The sequence below is a fragment of the Rarobacter incanus genome (assembly GCF_006715765.1).
Lineage (GTDB): Bacteria > Actinomycetota > Actinomycetes > Actinomycetales > Cellulomonadaceae > Rarobacter > Rarobacter incanus.
On sequence record NZ_VFNV01000001.1, the window covers coordinates 2111943 to 2131198 of the forward strand.

A 19256-nucleotide genomic window follows, 5' to 3' on the forward strand; every position below is an offset into this window, starting at 1 on the left:
GGCGGGCGCAATCGCCTTCCGCACCATCGCGGCGCCGTTTTTCCCGGGAGCGGGGGCCTCGTACTCTTATGTGCATGGCCACTAACAAAATCGTCTTGTTCTACGGTTTCACGCCCATTGCCGACACCTTCGCTGTCAAGCTGTGGCAGCGCGAGTTAGCGGCCAGATGGGACCTGCGCGGCCGCATCATCGTGGCGCCCAGCGGCATCAACGCAACCCTGGGCGGGACGGTGCAAGCACTGAAGCGATACGTCAAGGCGACGAAGGAATACCCCGGCCTGCAAGATATCGATGTCAAATGGTCCGCCGGTACGGGGGCGGAGTTCCCGCGGCTGAGCGTGAAAGTGCGCCCGGAGCTGGTTGCATTCGGGGCACCCGATGAGATTGAGGTGCAACCCGGCGGCGTCATCGGCGGGGGTCAGCACCTGGCGCCCGCGCAGGTGAACCAGTTGGTCAAGGAGCGCGGCGACGACGTTGTGTTCTTCGATGGCCGCAACGCGTTTGAGGCGCAAACGGGACGCTTTCGGGGCGCGGTGGTACCGGCGGTGGAGACCACGCACGACTTCATCAAGGAGCTCGAATCGGGTAAGTACGACGACCTGAAGGACAAGGCGGTCATCACGTACTGCACGGGTGGGGTCCGCTGCGAAATCCTGTCCGTCCTGATGAAGAACCGCGGGTTCAACGAGGTCTACCAGATCGAGGGCGGCATTGTGCGCTACGGCGAACAATTCGGCTCGGGCGGCCTGTGGGATGGGACGCTGTACGTTTTCGATGGGCGCGGGTCGGTCGCTTTCGGCGCCGATGCGCGGACATTGGGGCGGTGCACACTGTGTGGGGGAGCCACCGACCGCTACCTCAACTGCGCGGATGCCGCCTGCACGCATCAGCGACTGGCGTGCCGGGAGTGCGTGCCGGGGGCCGCCTTCGCGAACCGGTGCGCGCAGTGTGTGGAGGAACGCGCCGAATGGTTGCCGCGTCACCTTGACCGCGCACCAAATCAACCTGTAGGGTAGATAGTCGTTGTGCTTGGCCTAGGTGTGCCCGGCGCCGTTCGGACCCCACGCGCTCCCACTCGCGTGATGGACATCGGCGGACCGGATATCACTCGGCGCGGCGAAGCCGGTTGTCCGGAAATAGCCCAAGCACCGACCAGCCCCGCACCACCGCGATCGTGTGATGGTGCAGATTCGAACCGAAACGAAGGCTACGACCGTGCGTACGTACACTCCGAAGCCCGGTGACATCCAGCGTGACTGGTACGTCATCGACGCTACTGACGTCGTCCTGGGCCGTTTGGCGACCCAGATCGCGACACTGCTCCGTGGGAAGCACAAGCCCACCTTTGCTCCTCACGTTGACGGCGGCGATTTTGTCATCGTCATCAACGCTGACAAGGTGGCACTGACTGGCAACAAGCGCGAACAGAAGTTCGCGTACCGGCACTCCGGCTACCCGGGCGGTCTGCGCGCTGTAAAGTACGCCGACCTGCTCGACAAGTCGCCCGAAAAGGCGATCGAGAAGGCTGTGCGCGGCATGATTCCGAAGACCACGCTTGGGCGCCAGCAGCTCAGCAAGCTCAAGGTCTACGTCGGTGGCGAGCACCCGCACGCCGCTCAGCAACCCAAGCCCTTCGAAATCACGCAGGTCGCGCAGTAGCGCTCCGGTGATTCACTTTCATCCGTAACTAAGACAAGGACGCGAGGACACCGACAGTGGCCGAGACCAACGTCGACAACGACACGCTGGAAGAGATTCCCAGCATCTACACGAGTGAGACCGAAGCCCCCAGCGGCCGCGGTCTGAGCGCGACCGCCCCGGGCCAGGCCCTGGGTCGCCGCAAGGAAGCAGTTGCGCGCGTGCGCCTGGTTCCCGGTACCGGCCAGTGGAAGATCAATGGCCGCACCCTTGAGGACTACTTCCCGAACAAGGTTCACCAGCAAATCGTTGAGTCGCCGCTCAAGACTGTGGATGTTGAGGGCCGCTTCGACGTCATCGCGCGCATCAACGGCGGCGGCATCTCCGGGCAGGCCGGCGCGCTGCGCCTGGGCATCGCCCGCGCCCTCAACGAGATTGACCGCGAACACAACCGCGCCGCCCTCAAGAAGGCGGGCTTCCTGACGCGCGACGACCGTGCGGTCGAGCGCAAGAAGGCCGGTTTGAAGAAGGCGCGCAAGGCGCCTCAGTACTCCAAGCGCTAAACAGCGTTGCGTGGACCGGACGCGGTTCACCAGCAGGTCACCCCCGCACGGCCTTTGGGCAGTGCGGGGGTGATTTGCGTTCGCGTCCATGTGCATGCCGCCAGCGCGGTGTTCGAGGGGATCGGCGTCCAGCTCTGCGTCCCGTGGGCCCGGTCCAGGGGCGTCAACTATGCTTGTGACCGATGGCGCTAGGCTGCGCCGGTCAAGCATCGTGTGCGGGCACCACCGCCAGATACTCACCGACTTCATATAAGGGGGCCACGCTCGCCATGGCACGATTGTTCGGAACCGACGGCGTTCGCGGAGTTGCGAACAAGGATGTCACCGTAGAACTTGCGCTCGACCTGGCGGTTGCCGCGGCGCACGTTCTGGGGCAGGAGGGCCGTTTCAGCGGGCCACGGCCGCGGGCTGTTGTCGGACGGGATCCGCGCGCCTCCGGCGAGTTCTTGGGGGCGGCGGTGAGTGCGGGCCTGGCTAGCGCCGGCGTCGACGTGATCGATGTGGGTGTGGTTCCCACCCCGGCGGTTGCCTACTTGACCCGAACCATGGACGTCGACTTGGGCGTCATGATCTCGGCTTCCCACAATCCGATGCAGGACAACGGCATCAAGTTCTTTGACCGCTCGGGCTACAAGCTGGAGGACGCGGTCGAAGACCGCATCGAGGCCCGTCTGCGTGAGCCGTGGGAGCGGCCAATTGGCGCCGCGGTCGGGAGGCTGTCGTACGACGGGCACGCGATCGATAGCTACCTGGATCACCTCGTCGCCTCTGTTCCCCACCGGCTCGACGGCCTGCGCGTGGTCGTGGACGGAGCGAACGGATCCGCCTCAAAGCTGGGGCCGGAGGCGCTTCGCCGCGCGGGCGCAGAAGTCATCGAGATTGGGGCCAGCCCCGATGGCATCAACATCAACCATGGCTACGGCGCGACGGCGCCGCGGCGCATGGCCGCCGCAACCGTCGGCCACTGGGCGGACGCGGGCGTTTCTTTTGACGGGGACGCGGATCGCTGCATAGCTGCGGACAACGACGGCAACATCGTCGACGGCGACCAGATCATGGGCACGCTCGCGATCGGGCTCAAGGAACGCGGATCGCTTAAGGGCGACACGTTGGTGGCCACCGTCATGTCCAACCTGGGCCTGACGCAGGCTATGTCGCAGGCAGGCATCGCGGTCGCCCGTACGGCGGTGGGCGACCGCTACGTGCTGGAAGAAATGCGCGCCCACGGTTACAACCTGGGCGGCGAGCAGTCGGGGCACGTCGTCATGCTCGACCACGCCACGACCGGTGACGGGACCCTCACCGCCCTCCATCTGCTGAGCAGGGTCGCGCAGACCGGGCGCACACTGGCCGAATTGGCGTCCATGATCCCGCGCTTGCCGCAGGCCCTAATCAACGTGCGCGGCGTCGATAAGCAACGCGCACGCAGCGATGAGGCCCTGACGCAGGCGGTGGCAGCGGCGGAGCAGGAGTTGGCGGGTTCGGGCAGAGTGCTATTGCGGCCGTCAGGAACCGAAGCGCTGGTGCGCGTGATGGTGGAGGCGAGTACGCAAGAACACGCCGACGAGGTTGCCGAACGCCTTGCGGCAGTGGTTCGCGACCGACTGTCGCTATGAAACCCAACGGTGCGGATCGCGGGTTGCGGGCAGCGGTGGAGGAACTGCTGCGACGCTACCCCAACGGCATATTCCCGATAGTGGGGGCCGGTGACCCCGTGCTGCGAAACCCCGTGCAGCCGTATGCCGGCCAGCTCGGCGACCTGCTCGATGCCACGCTGGATGCTATGCGACGGACCATGCTCGACGCCCCCGGCGTTGGCCTGGCCGCCAATCAGATCGGGCTCCCACTCGCGCTGGCCGTGATGTGGGATCCCGGGACGGACACGAGCGATCCGCGCGAAAGATCGCCGTTCGCGTGCCGCGCGGTGATCAACCCCACCTACCAGGTGGTACCGAGCCCCGACACCGGGCTAGTTGAGTCACGAACCTTCTATGAAGGATGCCTATCGGTTCCCGGATACCAGGCCGAAGTGACGCGTCACCGTGCGGTTCGGTTCCGCGGGACGGACCAGGACGGCACCGAGTTCGACGAGGTGTTGGTCGGGTGGCCGGCTCGAATCGCACAGCACGAAACTGATCACCTCGCCGCAACCCTCTACGTCGACAAGGCGGACCTGCGCACGTTGGCCACGAATCAGTGGCTGGCCGCTGCCCGCTCGCTGCCTTCCTAGAGCTTTCGTAACCGAATCTGCTGCACCGCGTGCGACTCGCCCTTGGTCAGGACAAGCGTTGCCCGGCTCTTGGTGGGAGCGATGTTTTCTTGCAGGTTCGGCGCATTGATGCTGTCCCAGATCGCCACGGCCTGGGCCACCGCCTCGTTGTCGCTGAGCCCCGCATACCGCTGGAAGTAGGAATCGGGGCGCGCGAATGCGGTGCTGCGCAGCGACAGGAATCTCTCGACGTACCAGCGCCGAATGTTCGCCTCATCGGCGTCGATGTAGATGCTGAAATCAAAAAAGTCCGATACCGCCAGCGACGATGGCAACGCCTGGTCCGTGCGCGCGGGCTGCAGGACGTTCAGTCCCTCCACGATGAGAACGTCGGGTCGCCTCACGAGGGTTTGTGCTCCGGGGACGATGTCGTAGGTGACGTGGCTGTAGACGGGCGCGGGCACGCTCTCGTCTCCGGACTTGACGCGCGCAAGGAAGTTGATGAGCGCTCGTCGGTCATATGATTCCGGGAATCCCTTGCGATCCATGATCCCGCGCGCCTCTAACTCGCTATTCGGCAGCAAGAACCCGTCCGTCGTGATCAGATCGACTTTCGGGGTCTCCGGCCAGCGGGCCAGCATCTCGCGCAGAATCCGGGCGACCGTAGATTTTCCCACCGCGACCGAACCGGCGATGCCAATGACGAAGGGGGTTCCGTCCCACCGCTCGTGCAGAAACGTCGAAGACGCCTGATGCAGGGTCCCCGTCGCGCTGACGTACAGACTCAGCAGCCGCGAGAGCGGGCGATAGACGATGTCGACCTCATTCAGGTCGAGGGGGTCGCCGAGGCCACGCAGTCGTTCCACATCGGCGTCGGTGAGTGGCAGCGGCGTCGATTCCGACAACCGGCTCCACGAATCCCGGCCAAATTCGATGTAGGGGCCAGGCCCAGGCAGGTCGTCGCTGTCCATGGCGTACCAGTCTAGGCGACGAATCCGACCCCGGCGCCAGCCTACGCGGCGTGCAACTTGCTAGCCTTAGGACCATGTGTGGAATCGTTGGATATGCGGGGCCCGTGGCGGCTCCCTCGAATCGTCCGCTCGAGATCGCGATCGAGGGCCTGCGGCGGCTCGAATACAGGGGCTACGACTCGGCGGGTGTTGCGGTCGTTGCGCCCGGGTTGCAGCAGGTCGAGGTGCGAAAGAAAGCGGGAAAGCTCGCCAACCTGGTCGCGCTGCTCAACGCCGAACCCCTGCCGCCGGCCACGGCAGCCATCGGACACACCAGGTGGGCGACGCACGGCGGACCGACTGACGTCAACGCGCACCCGCACGTCGCCGATGACGGCAAGCTGGCGCTGATCCACAACGGCATCATCGAAAACTTCGCCGCGCTGCGCGACGACCTCAAGGCGGATGGATCGGTTTTCTATTCGCAGACCGACACGGAGGTTGCTGCCCACCTGCTGGCACGCGAATACCGCACCCACGGGGACCTGGCCGAGGCGATGCGCGCGACCGCCCGCCGGCTCGAGGGGACGTTCACGCTCCTTGCCGTGCACACCGACTCCCCCGGAACGGTGGTGGGCGCCCGCCACGATTCACCGCTAGTGGTCGGTTTGGGGGAGGGCGAGAACTTCCTCGGATCCGACGTTGCGGCATTTGTGTCCGCTACCAAGCAGGCGCTTGAACTCGGGCAGGATCAGGTGGTCACGATCACCGCCGATTCCGTCGCCATCACCGACTTCGCAGGCAACCCGGTCGAGGCCCAGCCCTACACCGTCGACTGGGATGCGTCGGCCGCGGAGAAGGGCGGTTTCCGCACCTTCATGGACAAGGAAATCAACGATGAACCGCAGGCGGTGGCGGACACGCTGCTGGGGCGCACTAACACGGCGGGCAATCTCACCCTCGACGAGTTACGGATCGATGAGGCCCTGCTGCGCACCGTTGACAAGATCATCGTGATTGCGTGCGGCACTGCCGCCTACGCCGGACACGTTGCCAAGTATGCGATCGAACACTGGTGCCGGATCCCGGTCGAGGTCGAGTTGGCGCATGAATTCAGGTATCGCGACGCCGTGGTCTCGGAAAAGACCCTCGTCGTGGCGATCTCGCAGTCCGGCGAAACGATGGACACGCTCATGGCGGTGCGCCACGCGCGGGAGCAGGGCGCGAAGGTGTTGTCTATCGTCAACACGCACGGATCTACGATCCCGCGCGAATCGGATGCGGTGCTATACACGCATGCGGGCCCGGAAATCGCCGTCGCCTCGACCAAGGCATTCCTGGCCCAGCTCACCGCGGCCTACCTGCTGGGCCTCTATTTGGCGCAGGTGCGTGGTACTAAGTTCCCCGACGAAATCGCGGGCGTCCTGGCGGACCTGAAAGCGATGCCGAATAAGATCCGCACCGTCATCGACGGCGGCGACCGAATCCGCATGATAGCGCGCTGGATGGATTCGCGTTCGGTGCTGTTCTTGGGCAGGCACGTCGGCTTCCCCGTCGCGATGGAGGGGGCGCTGAAGCTCAAGGAACTGGCGTATATCCACGCCGAGGGCTTCGCCGCGGGCGAACTGAAGCACGGGCCGATCGCGTTGATCGAACCGGGCATTCCGGTGTTCGTTATTGTGCCATCGCCGCGCGGGCGCGATTCGCTGCATTCCAAAGTGATATCCAACATTCAAGAAATCAGGGCGCGCGGGGCCCGCACCCTCGTTATCGCCGAGGAGGGCGACGACGCGGTGCTGCCGTACGCGGACGAGGTCTTTTGGGTGCCGCAGTCCCCGACACTCCTATCGCCGCTGGTCACGGTAGTGCCGCTGCAAATATTTGCGTGCGAGCTCGCCACCGCGCGAGGCCTGGACGTCGACCAGCCGCGCAATCTGGCAAAGTCCGTGACGGTCGAATAGGCGGGGTCACGAGGGGCATGATCCGGGCAATTGGAACCGATTTCGTGGCCCAGGAGCGCCTGCGGCGGGCTTTGGGACGAGTTCCGCGCCTGCGCGAGCGGTTGTTCACTGCGGCGGAGCGCGATTTGCCGTTGCCAAGCCTCGCGGCGCGATTCGCCGTGAAGGAGGCCGTCGCGAAGGCACTCGGGTCGCCGGGCGACCTCTCGTGGCAGGACGTGAGCACTGTGCGCGGAAGCGCGGGAGAACCCGTGGTGAAACTCGCGGGCGCCAGCGCCCGGCGGGCCGAGGCGTTGGGGATCGACACCTGGCACGTCTCGATCAGCCACGATGGCGGATTCGCGCTCGCTTTCGTGGTTGCGGAAGCGCGGACCTGCGGCGCAGGCCCGGCCGCCGACGCGGTGGCGGCGCCCACCCGCCGTGCCGAGGGGGCGCAGCGATGATCGAGGGGTTCAGCGCCGAAGACGTGCGCGCCGCCGAGGAGCCGCTGCTGGCCGCGGGAGTCCCGCTCATGGAACGCGCCGCTTTCGGATTGGCGATGCGGGCGCTGGCCGCCTTGCGCGCGCGCGGCGGGGTCCGCGGGGCCCGGGTCGTCGTTCTGGCGGGCAGGGGAAACAATGGCGCGGATGCGATGCTTGCGGGCGCGCATCTGGCCGCGCGCGGCGCTGCCGTTTCGACAATCCTTGTGGCGGGATCCGGGGTCGATCACGCCGTGGCGCGCCTGCGATCCCAGGGAGGCCGCTTCCTTGCACTGCAGGACGCCGACGACCCGCGGGCAATCGAGATGTGTCGCACCGCGACCCTGGTGCTCGATGGGGTGCTGGGAACCGGATCCGCCGCGAACACGGGCGTGCGCGGCAACGCGCGCACGCTCATGGCGCAGGCGCGCGGCGCGATTGCGAGCGCAGGCGCTTTTGTGATCGCCGTCGATCAGCCCTCCGGGATCGACTCCACCACGGGCGCGGTCCCCGACCCGCAGGCCGTCCTTCCGGCTGACGAAACGGTCACCTTCGGCGCCGCGAAGGCTGGCTTGCTGTGCGAGCCCGCGGCCACCTATGCGGGCACCATCACCGTGATCGACATCGGCATGGGCGCGCAGCTGACCGCTACCGCGCCCGTCGTGCGCCGCTTGCAGGTGGCCGATGTGCGCGCGGAGCGCCTGCTACGAGCCCCGCGCGCGAGCGACCACAAGTACCTGCGCGGGGTCGTGGGGATCATTGCGGGGTCCGCCCACTATCCCGGTGCGGCCATCATGTCGTGCGCCGCGGCGCAGCACGCGGGAGTCGGCATGGTCCGCTACTTTGGGCCACGGGAGGCGGCCAGCCAGGTGATCGCCGCGAACCCGCAGGTCGTCCACGCCGCGGGCAGGGTGCAGGCGTACGTGGCGGGCAGCGGCCTGCCCGCCGACCACGATTCGCAGGCCGGTGCTGACAGGGAACTTGCGGCGCAATATAGCGCGTCCGCCGCCGCGCTGGCGCTCGCCCTGGGCACTGCCTCACCGGTCGACCTGGCCAGGCTCGGCCTGGGCGAGGGCGCGGCACCGGTGCCGATCGTGCTCGATGCGGGTGCGCTCACCGCACTGCCACGAAACCTGCCCGCCCACGTCGTCCTGACACCCCACGCGGGTGAGCTGGCTAGCCTCCTGAACCAGGCGGGCCACCCGGACGTCACCAGGGCAGGCATCGAGGGTGCGCCCCTGCGATTCGCCCGCATGGCGCACGGCATCTTCGGCGGGACCCTTTTACTGAAGGGATCAACGACGATTATCGCCGGGGCGGGCGGCGTATGGTCACAGAACGACGGAACCGCCTGGCTCGCGACGGCGGGAGCCGGCGATGCACTGGCCGGAATAGTCGGTGCGGTTCTGGCGCAGAACTCGTCCCTCATCATGACGGGACGCCAGGACACCGGCAGGATCGTTGCGCTCGCGGCAATGATCCACGGCATGTCCGCGCGGTTTGCGGCGGGCCTGCACCCGGTGGCTGACGGTCAAGGCGGTCGGATCGATCCCGACCCGAATCTGGGCAGACCAATAACCGTCCCCGGGCTCATCGAATGCATCCCGCGGGCCGTCGCGCAGCTGCTTTCCGCCTCCCCCGATAACGGTGGGACAATAGTGTAGTGACTGATCACTATTACCCGGCCCGCGCCGTGGTCGATCTCGGAGCCATTCGCCACAACACGGAACTGCTTGCGCGGACCGCCGCGGGAAGCGCCGTCATGTCCGTGGTCAAGGCAGACGCCTACGGGCATGGGCTTGTGCCGGTGGCCCGCGCCGCGCTCAGCGGGGGTGCGACGTGGCTTGGCGTCGCCCAGTCGAGCGAGGCGCTCGCCCTGCGCGCGGCGGGCATTGGCGCCCCGGTTCTGACCTGGCTTTACGGGCCCGATGCCCCGTTTGAAGAGCTTATTGCGTCAAACATTGACGTTTCGGTGGCGTCCTTGGACGCGTTGGCGCGCGTGCAGCGGGCTGCCCTGGGCCTGGGTCTCACCGCCCGAATCCACGTCAAGGTCGACACCGGGTTGGGGAGAAACGGAGTTACCGCTGGTCAATGGGAGGATTTTGCGGAATCGCTGCAATACGCTTTGACGGTCGGCAGTATTGAGGTGGTCGGAATCTGGTCGCACCTGGCCTTCGGCGATGAACCGGGCAACCCCTTCACGCAGGTCCAGATTGCGGCACTGAACCGGGCCTCGTCGGATCTTGAAGGCAGGGGTACGGGGCCCTTGCTGCGCCACATCGCCGCATCGGGCGCGACATTGCTGGAGCCCGCCGCCCGCCTGGACTTGGTGCGGCCCGGCATCGCAACCTATGGTCTCACGCCGTTTCCGCAGGTGGCCGACAGTGAGAAGCTGGGATTGCGGCCCGCGATGCGGGTGGTGGCCGAATTAGCGACGGTGAAGCCGGTCGATGCGGGGCAGGGCGTTTCCTACGGGCATCACTACGTCACGCAGGCGCCCACCGTCTTGGGCGTCGTGCCGCTGGGCTATGCCGATGGCGTCCCGCGCCACGTCTCTGGAAACCCCGATCATCCGGGCGCGCCGGTGCGGATTCTGGGGGCCGCCGCCCGCCCGGGTCGAATCGCGGGGAGGGTCTGCATGGACCAGGTCGTTGTCGATCTGGGGCCGGACGCGTCGGAGCGTGCGGGCGACAAGGTCGTGCTGTTCGGTGACCCGGCCATGGGCGAACCGACCGCACAGCATTGGGCGGATTGCGCGGGCACGATCAACTATGAGATAACCACCCGCCTGGGGCCGCGCGTCCCGCGCCAGTACGTCGATAGTGCGCGCGCCGACGGCGACGTCGACCTCACGCAGACGGATTGGAGCTAACGGTGGCAGCCAAACTCCTCGATGGTTACAGCCAGGGGTTGCCAACGGCCGATGACATGCGCGATTTCGGTGCGCGTCTGGCCGCCCTGCTGCGCCCTGGCGACCTGGTCATCCTGACCGGGCCCCTGGGAGCGGGGAAGACCACCCTGACCCAGGGCATCGGTACGGGCCTGGGAGTGCGCGGTCACATCGTGTCGCCCACGTTCACGATCGCACGCGAATATCCAGGACCGGCGGGGGCGCCCGGGCTTGTGCACGTCGACGCCTACCGCCTGGGTTCGCTGGACGAACTGGATGCGCTGGACCTCGACACCACACTGGACGAATCGGTCACTGTGGTTGAGTGGGGGGCGGGAGTCGCAGAAGTGCTGAGCGAGGACAGGCTCGAAGTCACGATCGATCGCCCACTCGGGGCGGGAACGGGCGGCGACGCCTTTGACCAGCCCAGCGAGCGGCGCGTGACACTGCGCGCGAGCGGGGCGCGCTGGGCATCGGCCGCGTGGCTCGAACGGTAGGGTGGTTTCCGTGGTGACATTGGCAATAGATACCTCGGCAGGCATCAGCGTTAGCGTCGTCGGGCCCGATGAGGTGGTGACAGAATCCAACCCTTCGAACCGGCAGCATGCCGAACTGTTGGCGCCCCTCATCGAGCGCGCACTGGGGCGCGCTGAGGTTCTTCCCAGTGACGTGACGCGAGTCGTTGTCGGTACCGGCCCCGCGCCGTTCACGGGATTGCGGGCCGGGCTGGTCGCGGCCCGCACGTTCGCGTTTGCCCGCGGCATTCCCGTCTTCGGCGTGTGCTCGCTGGACGCCGTGGCGTTGCGCGCGGCGCGTTCATTGGCGCTGCCCACCGGCACCAGGTTGCTGGTACTCGCCGATGCGCGGCGCAAGGAGGTCTATGGCCGCAGGTACCTGGTTGAGTCGGTCGATGATGGAACCTTCGGCGCAATCGGTGTGGACGAGGCCCGCGTCCTCGCGCGGGACGGCTCTGCCTTTGTGGAGCGGCCATCCGCATTGACCGATGTGGACGCCACTGTCGTCGTGACTGCGGGCCCGTTGCCCGTACTGGGCGACGTGGTGCAGGTTGATGCCGACAACTGCACCCTGGAGGCGGGGTTGCTGGCGAGCATCGCGCGCGATGACCTGGCCGCGGGCGCCGAGTTGGCCTGCGATCCCCTCTACCTGCGTCGTCCGGATGCGCAGGTGCCGACCCAGGCCAAGCGGTCGGCTGGCGCATGAGCGGCTCGGTTGAGACGTACCGCGTGCGCGCCATGCGGGCATCGGATCTGGACACGATCGTGCGTTTGGAACAGGCCCTTTTTGGCAAGCAGGCGTGGTCGTACGCGATGCTCGCCGAAGAATTGGGCGGTCCCGGCAGGTGGTACATCGTTGTCACTCACCGCGATCTGACCTCGATCGGACCGGATACGGTCATCGGTTACGCGGGCTTATGGTTCGACGGAGAAGTCACGCAAATCATGACTGTCGGCGTCGACGTCCGGCATCAGGGTAACGGCGCTGGATCAATCCTGATTGAGGCGCTCGTTTCCCGATCGGTCGCAATCGGCGCCGAGGCGGTGCTGCTCGAGGTCGCGGTGGGGAATGATCCGGCGCTGCGCCTGTACGGCAAGTACGGCTTTGAACAACTTGGAATTCGGAAGAGGTATTACCAGCCGGGCGACATCGACGCGGTCGTGATGAGGCTGGACCTAACCGATCGGTACGACAAAGGGCAGGATCTGTGAGCGAACCGTTAGTACTGGGCATCGAATCCTCGTGTGACGAGACGGGAGTCGCCTTGGTGCGGGGCAACGACCTGTTGGTCGATTCTGTGGCGAGTTCCGTTGAAGAGCATGCCCGTTTCGGCGGGATCATTCCCGAGATCGCTTCGCGGGCTCACCTGGAGGCGATGGTCCCAACGCTATCGCGGGCGTTGCAAATAGCCGATGTCGATTTGGGTTCCATTGACGCGATTGCGGTCACGGCGGGACCGGGCCTGGTCGGTCCTTTGACCGTGGGTGTGTCGGCGGCGAAGGCGCTTGCGCTCGCGACCGGTAAACCGTTATACGGTGTCAATCACGTAATCGGGCACGCCGCCGTGGATCAACTGGTGCACGGAGAGTTTCCCGAAAGGTTCCTGGCCCTGGTTGTGTCCGGGGGACATTCGTCGATGCTCCTGGTCGACGATATCGCCACGGGTGTGCGGGAATTGGGGTCGACGTTGGACGACGCTGCAGGCGAGGCGTTCGACAAGGTTGGGCGGTTACTCGGTCTGCCGTACCCCGGCGGGCCGCACATCGATCGCCTGGCCAGGGAGGGCGACCCAGCGGCGATCCGGTTCCCCCGTGGACTGACCTCGGCGAAAGATCAGGCGGCGCACGCTTACGATTTTTCTTTCTCGGGACTGAAAACGGCGGTTGCCAGGTGGGTCGAAGCGCGGGAAGCCGTTGGTCAGGAGCTTCCGCTCGCCGACATTTCAGCATCTTTCGCGGCCGCTGTCGCCGATGTCTTGACGGCGAAGACAATCGCCGCCTGTGAACGTCACGGCCTGGACACGGTCGTCATCGGCGGGGGCTTCTCGGCCAATTCGCAACTTCGCGACATGGCGGCACTGCGATGCGCGGAAGCGGGGATCACATTGCGAGTACCGCCCATTCGCTACTGCACCGATAACGGAGCGATGATCGCGGCGCTGGGGGCGTCGATGATTCGTGCCGGGGTCGCACCATCGCGCCTCGATTTCGGCGTTGACTCGTCCATGCCGCTCGAGGTCACCCACGTGTGATGCACGTTCCATGCTCGCCGATGGCGCGGGGTTGAACTAGTCCCAGCCGTAACGACAATGGGTGTTTGCCCGGTGGTATACCGGACAAACACCCATTGTCGTGCGGGCTTCGTCAGTCGGTCACTTCTTCAAGGTGTACTTCTTGACCTTGGACGTGTTGCCGGCCTTGTCGTAGGCCTTGAAAGTGATCTTCTTGAGCTTCGCGGTGATCTTGATGCCGCTCGTTTTGTAGGTGCGCCACTTGCCCTTCCCGTTTGCCCGGTACTTGATGACCCGAACGCCGGATGTGCTGTCCTTCGCCTTGAGCTTGATGACCTTTTTCTTCTTGAGTGCCTTCAGCTTCTTCGGAGCCTTCGTGTCGACCTTCACCGTACCGCTGTCAACGGGTGAGGCCTTCGACCCAACGACGGTTCGCGCGTTGAGCTTCGTTTTACCTTCCGGAAGGCGAATGGCTTTGCCGTTGTAGGTCTTCCAACCTGAGTCGTTGAGGCTGACCTGAATCGTCGCTTTCGCGCCCTTCGGTGCGGTCCCCGAAATCGACGCGGTTGCGGCCGACCGAATCCAACCGCGCTTTCCGGTTCGCGTGTGCTTCACCTCGATGGTCGCGGACAACTGCGTGCCGATTGTGATAACGAAGGAATCGCCGGTGCCGCCGCCGGTGTTGTCGTTGCCGCCGGTGCCGCCGCCGGTGTTGTCGTTGCCGCCGGTGCCGCCGCCGGTGTTGTCGTTGCCGCCGGTGCCGCCGCCGGTGTTGTCGTTGCCGCCGCCGGTGTTGTCGTTGCCGCCGCCGGTGTTGTCGTTGCCGCCGGTGCCGCCGCCGGTGCCGCCGCCGGTGTTGTCGTTGCCGCCGGTGCCGCCGCCGGTGCCGCCGCCGGTGTTGTCGTTGCCGCCGCCGGTGTTGTCGTTGCCGCCGGTGTTGTCGTTGCCGCCGCCGGTGTTGTCGTTGCCGCCGGTGCCGCCGCCGGTGTTGTCGTTGCCGCCGCCGGTGTTGTCGTTGCCGCCGGTGCCGCCGCCGGTGTTGTCGTTGCCGCCGGTGCCGCCGCCATTCTCGCCATCATCCACCCCATGCTCGGTGGCAAGGGGGGTCGCGTCGCCGGCGAACGGGTCAAGTTGCAGGTACGCGCGCTGAGGGTTCGTGGTAGCTACCAAGGATTCTTGCTCGGACACATCGTCATACGCGAAGGCATACGCACGACCCGACACCATTTGGTCGTGCACAATCTTGACGTAGTGGTTGGTCCAAGCCGAGTCGGTGAAGTAGGTGCTGGGCGAGGCCGGTTGAGTCGTCTGGGACATGATGTTCGAGCGGTTGAATGCCGCGCAGACGGTGCGTGCGATCTCTCCTTGCACGCCGCCACCCGTCAAAGGACCGTCGCAACCAACGACGTTCGATGGTGACGGTTTGGCGATGGTGATGGTAGTGAGGCCCGTGTAGCCGCTCGGTGGTTGGAATACAAAAGTGTCTCCCTGGACCGTTCCGGTGTATGCGAACTTCGGGTCAATCGTTCGTGGCTTGACCGTTAAAGTCGTGGAACGATATTTGTCCCAGGTTGCATTGATGTAGTTCTGAAGAGAATTAGTGTCAAGAACTCCGTCGATGAGAGCATCCTTGGCGCTGAGAATACGCAAGATGCCGCCGTTCCCGTCCTTCTTGACTGCGCCGCTCCAGCCTGTTTGGGCGGAGAGATAATCGGCGATGGCATAGATTCCAGAGTACTTCAGGCGCCCAATCGAGAATGAGCTTCCGTCGGCATTTTGAACACCCACCTGGACTGGCGGGCCCACAAAGTCCACCTGGCTTGAGTTGAGCCACAGCCCGGTGTTTCCATCGGGGTGCTGTGTGAGCGAGTATTCAGCTGATCCGTGCAATATTGACCTATTCGGGTCAGACGTATTGAAGATCGACGGATACGCGAAGTTGGAGACGCCATTTCCATCGAGAACCTTGGAAAACTGTAGCTTTTGCCCGTATGAGTAGTAGATGCGACCGGAGGCAAGCACGGGGGTGGATACCGTAATCGTGTTGCCCGACGTCGGGCCCGCTATCGAAATATCCCCGACCGGTGTGGGGGTACCGGTTGCTCCTGACAGGGAGTGAAATGTCCCGTTTTGATCAAGCCATCCGACTTGACCGGACGAGTTCGTGCCGAGGATGTAAATGTACACAGGATCGCTGCGTCCGGACTTGTTGCTGATCTCCAACGGTAGCGGCACCTTCGGCCCCGCATCGGCGACTGAGGCAGGTGCTACCGCAAGCGCGCCAACGCACACGAGCGCAAGTGTTCCGAGAGTCGCTAGGTAGCGCTTAAATCTCACAGTTCGTCTCCTCGTTGAGAACGTCCATTTCGGAGGCGGCCCCGGGTTCTGCATTGAAACCCGTCGACTCCGCCCTGTCCAGCGGTACCGAATCCGGCCATTCTCTGGATTCTTGATACCAACTTCAGCCTATATGACAACGTTGCCTTCCGCGAGAGACCTATCGTCATTCCAGCACGCCTGCCTTCAAGCGTTGAACGCTCGGGGTACGAGGCAAACGGCGCGCCACGTCACATGACCTTGACGCTCGTTTTGGTGGCGGTCGCGGCACCTGTTCGCATCGCGTATCGGACCTTGACCACGCCGCGCCAGCGGTTCTTCGCCGCCTTCACCTTGACGGTGGCTTGCCAGCGCTTGCCGTACCGCTTCACCTTCGCTTTGCCGATTCGGTGCCCCTTGACGGTGAGCACGACTGTGCCCCGCAGGTCGCGAACCGCCTTGGAGGTGACGCGCACCCGGATTTTCGCCGAGTGCCGCTTACGAATCGCTTTGCGCAACCGCTTCGATTTTCCGGCCTTGCCTTTGACGATTTTCACGGACGAGATCCGCGCGCGCTGTTTCACCGCCTTCCGTGACTTGGCTGTGGAGCTATCTCCAGCGCCTTTACCGCTTTCGTTAGCGGAGGTAGCGCCTCCGGAGCCTGCCTCGTTGCCGCCGCCGGTGTTTCCGCCGCTGGTGCTGCCGCCGGTCCCACTGCCGCCGGTGCCCCCGGTGTTTCCGCCGGTGCTGCCGGTGTTTCCGCCGGTCCCACTGCCGCCGCCGGTGCTTCCACCGGTGTCGCCGCCTCCACCTGTCCCGCTCCCACTGCCATCTCCATCGCCTCCGGGCGTGGAGGGGGCGCGGCACTCGTCCCTAATAGACCCCACCGCAAGCCCCGTGCCACCGGCAGCGGACCCCAACCCCGCCGACAACCCGCCTGCCGCCGCTCCAAAGACTCCGGTCCGCCCGGCTGCGACGACGACCGCAGTGCAATCAGAGAACGTCACGGTGATTTCCCGCGAGGACGTATTCGATACGACGTAGGTCCGTGCATCATTCTTCGTGAACGCGGTCGCGAACGGATAGTTTGCGGTCACCGTCCGGTCAACAGTTCCGAGCCGGGTCAGGTTAGCGATCCAGTGATAGGTATGCGCGCGTGTAGATCCGGATTCGTTGGTGTACACGCTCCCGGTCGCTCCGTTGGAATACGCGCCAAGGGAGTCGAGTCTGCTGAGCGCGGTGGCGCCATCCGCCAGTGCGAGCGCCGAGAGGTGAATATCCGCCCATTCGTTCAGGTTTTCGCCGCTCAATCGCGGGGCCGCTTGGAGTGCCGCGTAATTGCGCGACACCGAGGACGTGGTGAGGTACAGGAACCCGCCCGTGACCGGCAGGGTGTTGATCCCGTATTTGTACGCGCGCTGGCCGTTGCCGAAGAACAGCCCGCCGGTGCCGCCGTTGGTCCACACAACCGGGACGATCTGGTCGTTGTAGCCCTTTGGTAGTGCGGTCCCCGAGTCGTTGAACCAGTATTCGTTGATGGCGGCGGCCTGGGTTGTGTACATGTACACCCCGGCGTCACGGTAACTCTTGTTGCCGGTGACCTGTCCCCACATCATCATGCCGTAGGTGAAGTTCATCGCCTCCGATGACGACTCTTGGTTGTTGCCGGCGTCGTAGGCTCCCGGCCCGGCCGCGTAGTCGTGGCCCGCATACACGTCGAAGTAGCGCAGGTAGGGGAACATCGAGTCCGTGCGCGAGGGCGAATTGACGTCCCTGATCATCATCTCGACCATCTCGCCGTATTGCGAAACCCAGGTCGGGTCGAACCGCGCCAGGACGGCCGCCGCGACCACGTAGTAGCCATAGTGGAAGTGGTGGTCATTCAGCTCGGTGTCTGCATAAAAGTCCGTCGGGTAACCGATCAAGGACTTCCATTTATCGGTGTATCGCAGTACCTGGCTGTTCTTTCCCGGGGCCGCAGTAAACCAGTCCGTGAGTGTTTCGCGAATATCGGCAAGCGCCTTGTCGCGCACATCGGTGCGCCCCAGCTGGTCGGCAACCTCCACGATTCGCGCGGTACGCCCCAGGGCTTTGCCCACGCCATAGGTGGGAGTGTCGTTGTCCCGCAGCGCGTGCGCCAGGCTCGTTCCCGCCAGGTAGGAGTCAAGCTCGCTGTTCAACCGATTGCGTTCATTCGATCCGGCCACTGCGGTTGCAACCCCCGGAACCTCGGTGAGCACGCCGCTAAACGTGTCCCGGGTGGTGAAGCTGGTAATCCCGATGAGGGTTTTCATGGGTCCGCGCGGTGAGGAGTAGGTGGGGGCTTGGGAGATATTGAAGGACGAGTCCGCCGTCCCCGCGTACTTGCGCCACTGATGCGGAAGCAGCGCCATCACGGTTCCCGGAAGCGACCCGGTCGGCGCGTTCGCGATCGGCTGCGCGGTCGCTGAGTACGTCGTTGTCACGGTGCCGAGCGAATCGTCGTAGGAGTAGTCGGCGCGGGTGTTCGTGACGGGGGAATACGCGTAGGGCTGATACTGCCGGGCGAGATTCCACGCGTCCTGCGCGGAGCCTGTCGATTCGATCGGCAGGGCTGCGACGGCGAAGTAGCCACCGGAGGTGGCGGTGAGGTTTTGCCATCCTCCCCAGTCGCCGAAGGTGCGTGTCCAGGTCGCGCCGGGGGGCGCGTATGCGGCGTAATAATAGCCATTGGGATTGGTATTTCCCGCGGTCGAGGTGCGGGCGAACACGACCAAGCTGGCCCCCGACGGGTCCGCGGTTGTGTTTCCGCCTGTGACGTAGGTCATCTCGCTTGACCACGTGTTTATGCGGAGTCGCGCATTGCCGCCAGAAGCCTGGTACCAGGACAGCGGCATGCCCTCGCCTATGGTTGCGTCGAGGGTTTTGCCGTTGGGGTCGCGCAGGCGCGTTGATACGGTCCAGTCGGACCAGTCAGTGACCGTGATAGCCGGGTTGTTAGTTGAGAAGGACGAGGCCGCAGTCATCCCTTCGACTTGCGCCACGACCATTCCCTTGGACATGTACTGGTGGAAGCTTTGGTCGTTGGCGCCTTTACCCGTCACGCTCGCAACGGTGGTTAGGGGGCTGTAGGCGATATGCACGCCGGGGATGTCCGAGTCGCCGTCATACTGGCTCGATAGGTATCCGTCCTCGATTGAGTATTGGACCGGCAGGGCGCTAAGGGCGTGGTTTTGCGAGCACTTTTGGGTTCCGGAGGCATCCGAGAATTTGAACACCAGCGATGTCCACCAGTCGTTGGTCGGCACGGGCTTATTCGGGGCGTCGGTGGAAAGATACGCGCGCAGGTTGTCCTGGTTGCAGGCCGCGCCCGGCACCTGTCCGACATTCTCGGTGGTGTATGAGCCATTGCCCGCATTGACGATCCCGGCGCTTGCCGCGGGTGCTAACGACAGTCCCGCCGTTGCGAGACAGGTTGCGGCCGCTGCGGCCATCGCAACAACGCGGGAAATGGTGCGTTTGGTGCCGTTCACGTTTGTCCCTTCGTTG

General features: G+C 65.0%; 16 protein-coding genes. 13 read left to right on the plus strand and 3 right to left on the minus strand.

The genetic code is table 11. The features are described 5' to 3' along the window. Window positions 1–74: 74 nt before the first annotated feature. The 5 genes from trhO (at window position 75) to FB389_RS08780 (ending at window position 4431) form a co-directional block, all read left to right on the plus strand. Window positions 75–1016 carry an oxygen-dependent tRNA uridine(34) hydroxylase TrhO gene (gene trhO / locus FB389_RS08760; RefSeq protein WP_142112815.1) on the plus strand — a complete coding sequence of 314 codons (942 nt, stop codon included), beginning with the start codon at window positions 75–77 and terminating at the stop codon, window positions 1014–1016. Between the two features lie 199 nt (window positions 1017–1215). Beyond that, window positions 1216–1659, plus strand: coding sequence for a 50S ribosomal protein L13 (gene rplM, locus FB389_RS08765; protein ID WP_142112817.1), 444 nt, complete (start codon window positions 1216–1218; stop codon window positions 1657–1659). Between the two features lie 56 nt (window positions 1660–1715). Beyond that, entirely contained in the window at window positions 1716–2201 is a 486-nt protein-coding gene (rpsI, locus tag FB389_RS08770; protein ID WP_142112819.1) for a 30S ribosomal protein S9, read from the plus strand. A 269-nt stretch (window positions 2202–2470) separates the two neighbouring features. After that, window positions 2471–3817 (plus strand): phosphoglucosamine mutase, encoded by a 1347-nt coding sequence (gene glmM / locus FB389_RS08775; protein ID WP_142112821.1) that lies wholly within the window; start codon window positions 2471–2473, stop codon window positions 3815–3817. Continuing rightward, window positions 3814–4431, plus strand: a complete 618-nt coding sequence (locus FB389_RS08780) for a peptide deformylase (protein WP_142112823.1) — start codon at window positions 3814–3816, stop codon at window positions 4429–4431. The genes glmM and FB389_RS08780 overlap by 4 nt, the downstream gene beginning before the upstream one ends. Here FB389_RS08780 and coaA read toward each other — a convergent pair. Then, the gene (coaA, locus tag FB389_RS08785; RefSeq protein ID WP_142112825.1) at window positions 4428–5381 is read right to left on the minus strand and encodes a type I pantothenate kinase; all 954 of its coding nucleotides are present in this window, start codon (window positions 5379–5381) and stop codon (window positions 4428–4430) included. The two genes, FB389_RS08780 and coaA, sit on opposite strands and share 4 nt — an antisense overlap. 74 nt (window positions 5382–5455) lie before the next feature. Between coaA and glmS the strand changes: the two genes are divergently transcribed. Genes glmS through tsaD form a run of 8 tightly spaced genes read left to right on the plus strand, consistent with a single transcriptional unit; the run spans window position 5456 to window position 13433 of the window. Next, window positions 5456–7321 carry a glutamine--fructose-6-phosphate transaminase (isomerizing) gene (gene glmS / locus FB389_RS08790; RefSeq protein ID WP_142112826.1) on the plus strand — a complete coding sequence of 622 codons (1866 nt, stop codon included), beginning with the start codon at window positions 5456–5458 and terminating at the stop codon, window positions 7319–7321. 17 nt (window positions 7322–7338) lie between these two features. Then, window positions 7339–7761: a holo-ACP synthase gene (locus tag FB389_RS08795; protein WP_142112828.1), complete on the plus strand. Its 423-nt coding sequence runs from the start codon at window positions 7339–7341 to the stop codon at window positions 7759–7761. Then, window positions 7758–9440 carry a bifunctional ADP-dependent NAD(P)H-hydrate dehydratase/NAD(P)H-hydrate epimerase gene (locus FB389_RS08800; RefSeq protein WP_142112830.1) on the plus strand — a complete coding sequence of 561 codons (1683 nt, stop codon included), beginning with the start codon at window positions 7758–7760 and terminating at the stop codon, window positions 9438–9440. Before FB389_RS08795 ends, FB389_RS08800 begins: the two co-directional genes overlap by 4 nt. Beyond that, window positions 9440–10648 carry an alanine racemase gene (gene alr, locus FB389_RS08805; RefSeq protein WP_142112832.1) on the plus strand — a complete coding sequence of 403 codons (1209 nt, stop codon included), beginning with the start codon at window positions 9440–9442 and terminating at the stop codon, window positions 10646–10648. The genes FB389_RS08800 and alr overlap by 1 nt, the downstream gene beginning before the upstream one ends. 2 nt (window positions 10649–10650) lie before the next feature. Further along, window positions 10651–11163: a tRNA (adenosine(37)-N6)-threonylcarbamoyltransferase complex ATPase subunit type 1 TsaE gene (gene tsaE, locus FB389_RS08810; RefSeq protein ID WP_281282034.1), complete on the plus strand. Its 513-nt coding sequence runs from the start codon at window positions 10651–10653 to the stop codon at window positions 11161–11163. A gap of 10 nt (window positions 11164–11173) precedes the next feature. Further along, window positions 11174–11887 (plus strand): tRNA (adenosine(37)-N6)-threonylcarbamoyltransferase complex dimerization subunit type 1 TsaB, encoded by a 714-nt coding sequence (gene tsaB, locus FB389_RS08815; RefSeq protein ID WP_170207943.1) that lies wholly within the window; start codon window positions 11174–11176, stop codon window positions 11885–11887. After that, on the plus strand, window positions 11884–12393 hold the full coding sequence (rimI, locus tag FB389_RS08820; protein WP_142112836.1) for a ribosomal protein S18-alanine N-acetyltransferase: 510 nt from the start codon (window positions 11884–11886) through the stop codon (window positions 12391–12393). Before tsaB ends, rimI begins: the two co-directional genes overlap by 4 nt. Continuing rightward, entirely contained in the window at window positions 12390–13433 is a 1044-nt protein-coding gene (gene tsaD, locus FB389_RS08825; protein ID WP_142112838.1) for a tRNA (adenosine(37)-N6)-threonylcarbamoyltransferase complex transferase subunit TsaD, read from the plus strand. The genes rimI and tsaD overlap by 4 nt, the downstream gene beginning before the upstream one ends. Window positions 13434–13553: 120 nt before the next feature. On the opposite strand, the gene FB389_RS08830 is transcribed toward tsaD, so the two are convergent. Both FB389_RS08830 and FB389_RS08835 read right to left on the minus strand, forming a co-directional pair. Beyond that, window positions 13554–15749 (minus strand): beta-1,3-glucanase family protein, encoded by a 2196-nt coding sequence (locus tag FB389_RS08830; RefSeq protein WP_170207944.1) that lies wholly within the window; start codon window positions 15747–15749, stop codon window positions 13554–13556. A gap of 230 nt (window positions 15750–15979) precedes the next feature. Continuing rightward, window positions 15980–19240: a glycosyl hydrolase gene (locus FB389_RS08835; RefSeq protein WP_142112843.1), complete on the minus strand. Its 3261-nt coding sequence runs from the start codon at window positions 19238–19240 to the stop codon at window positions 15980–15982. Between the last annotated feature and the right edge of the window lie 16 nt (window positions 19241–19256).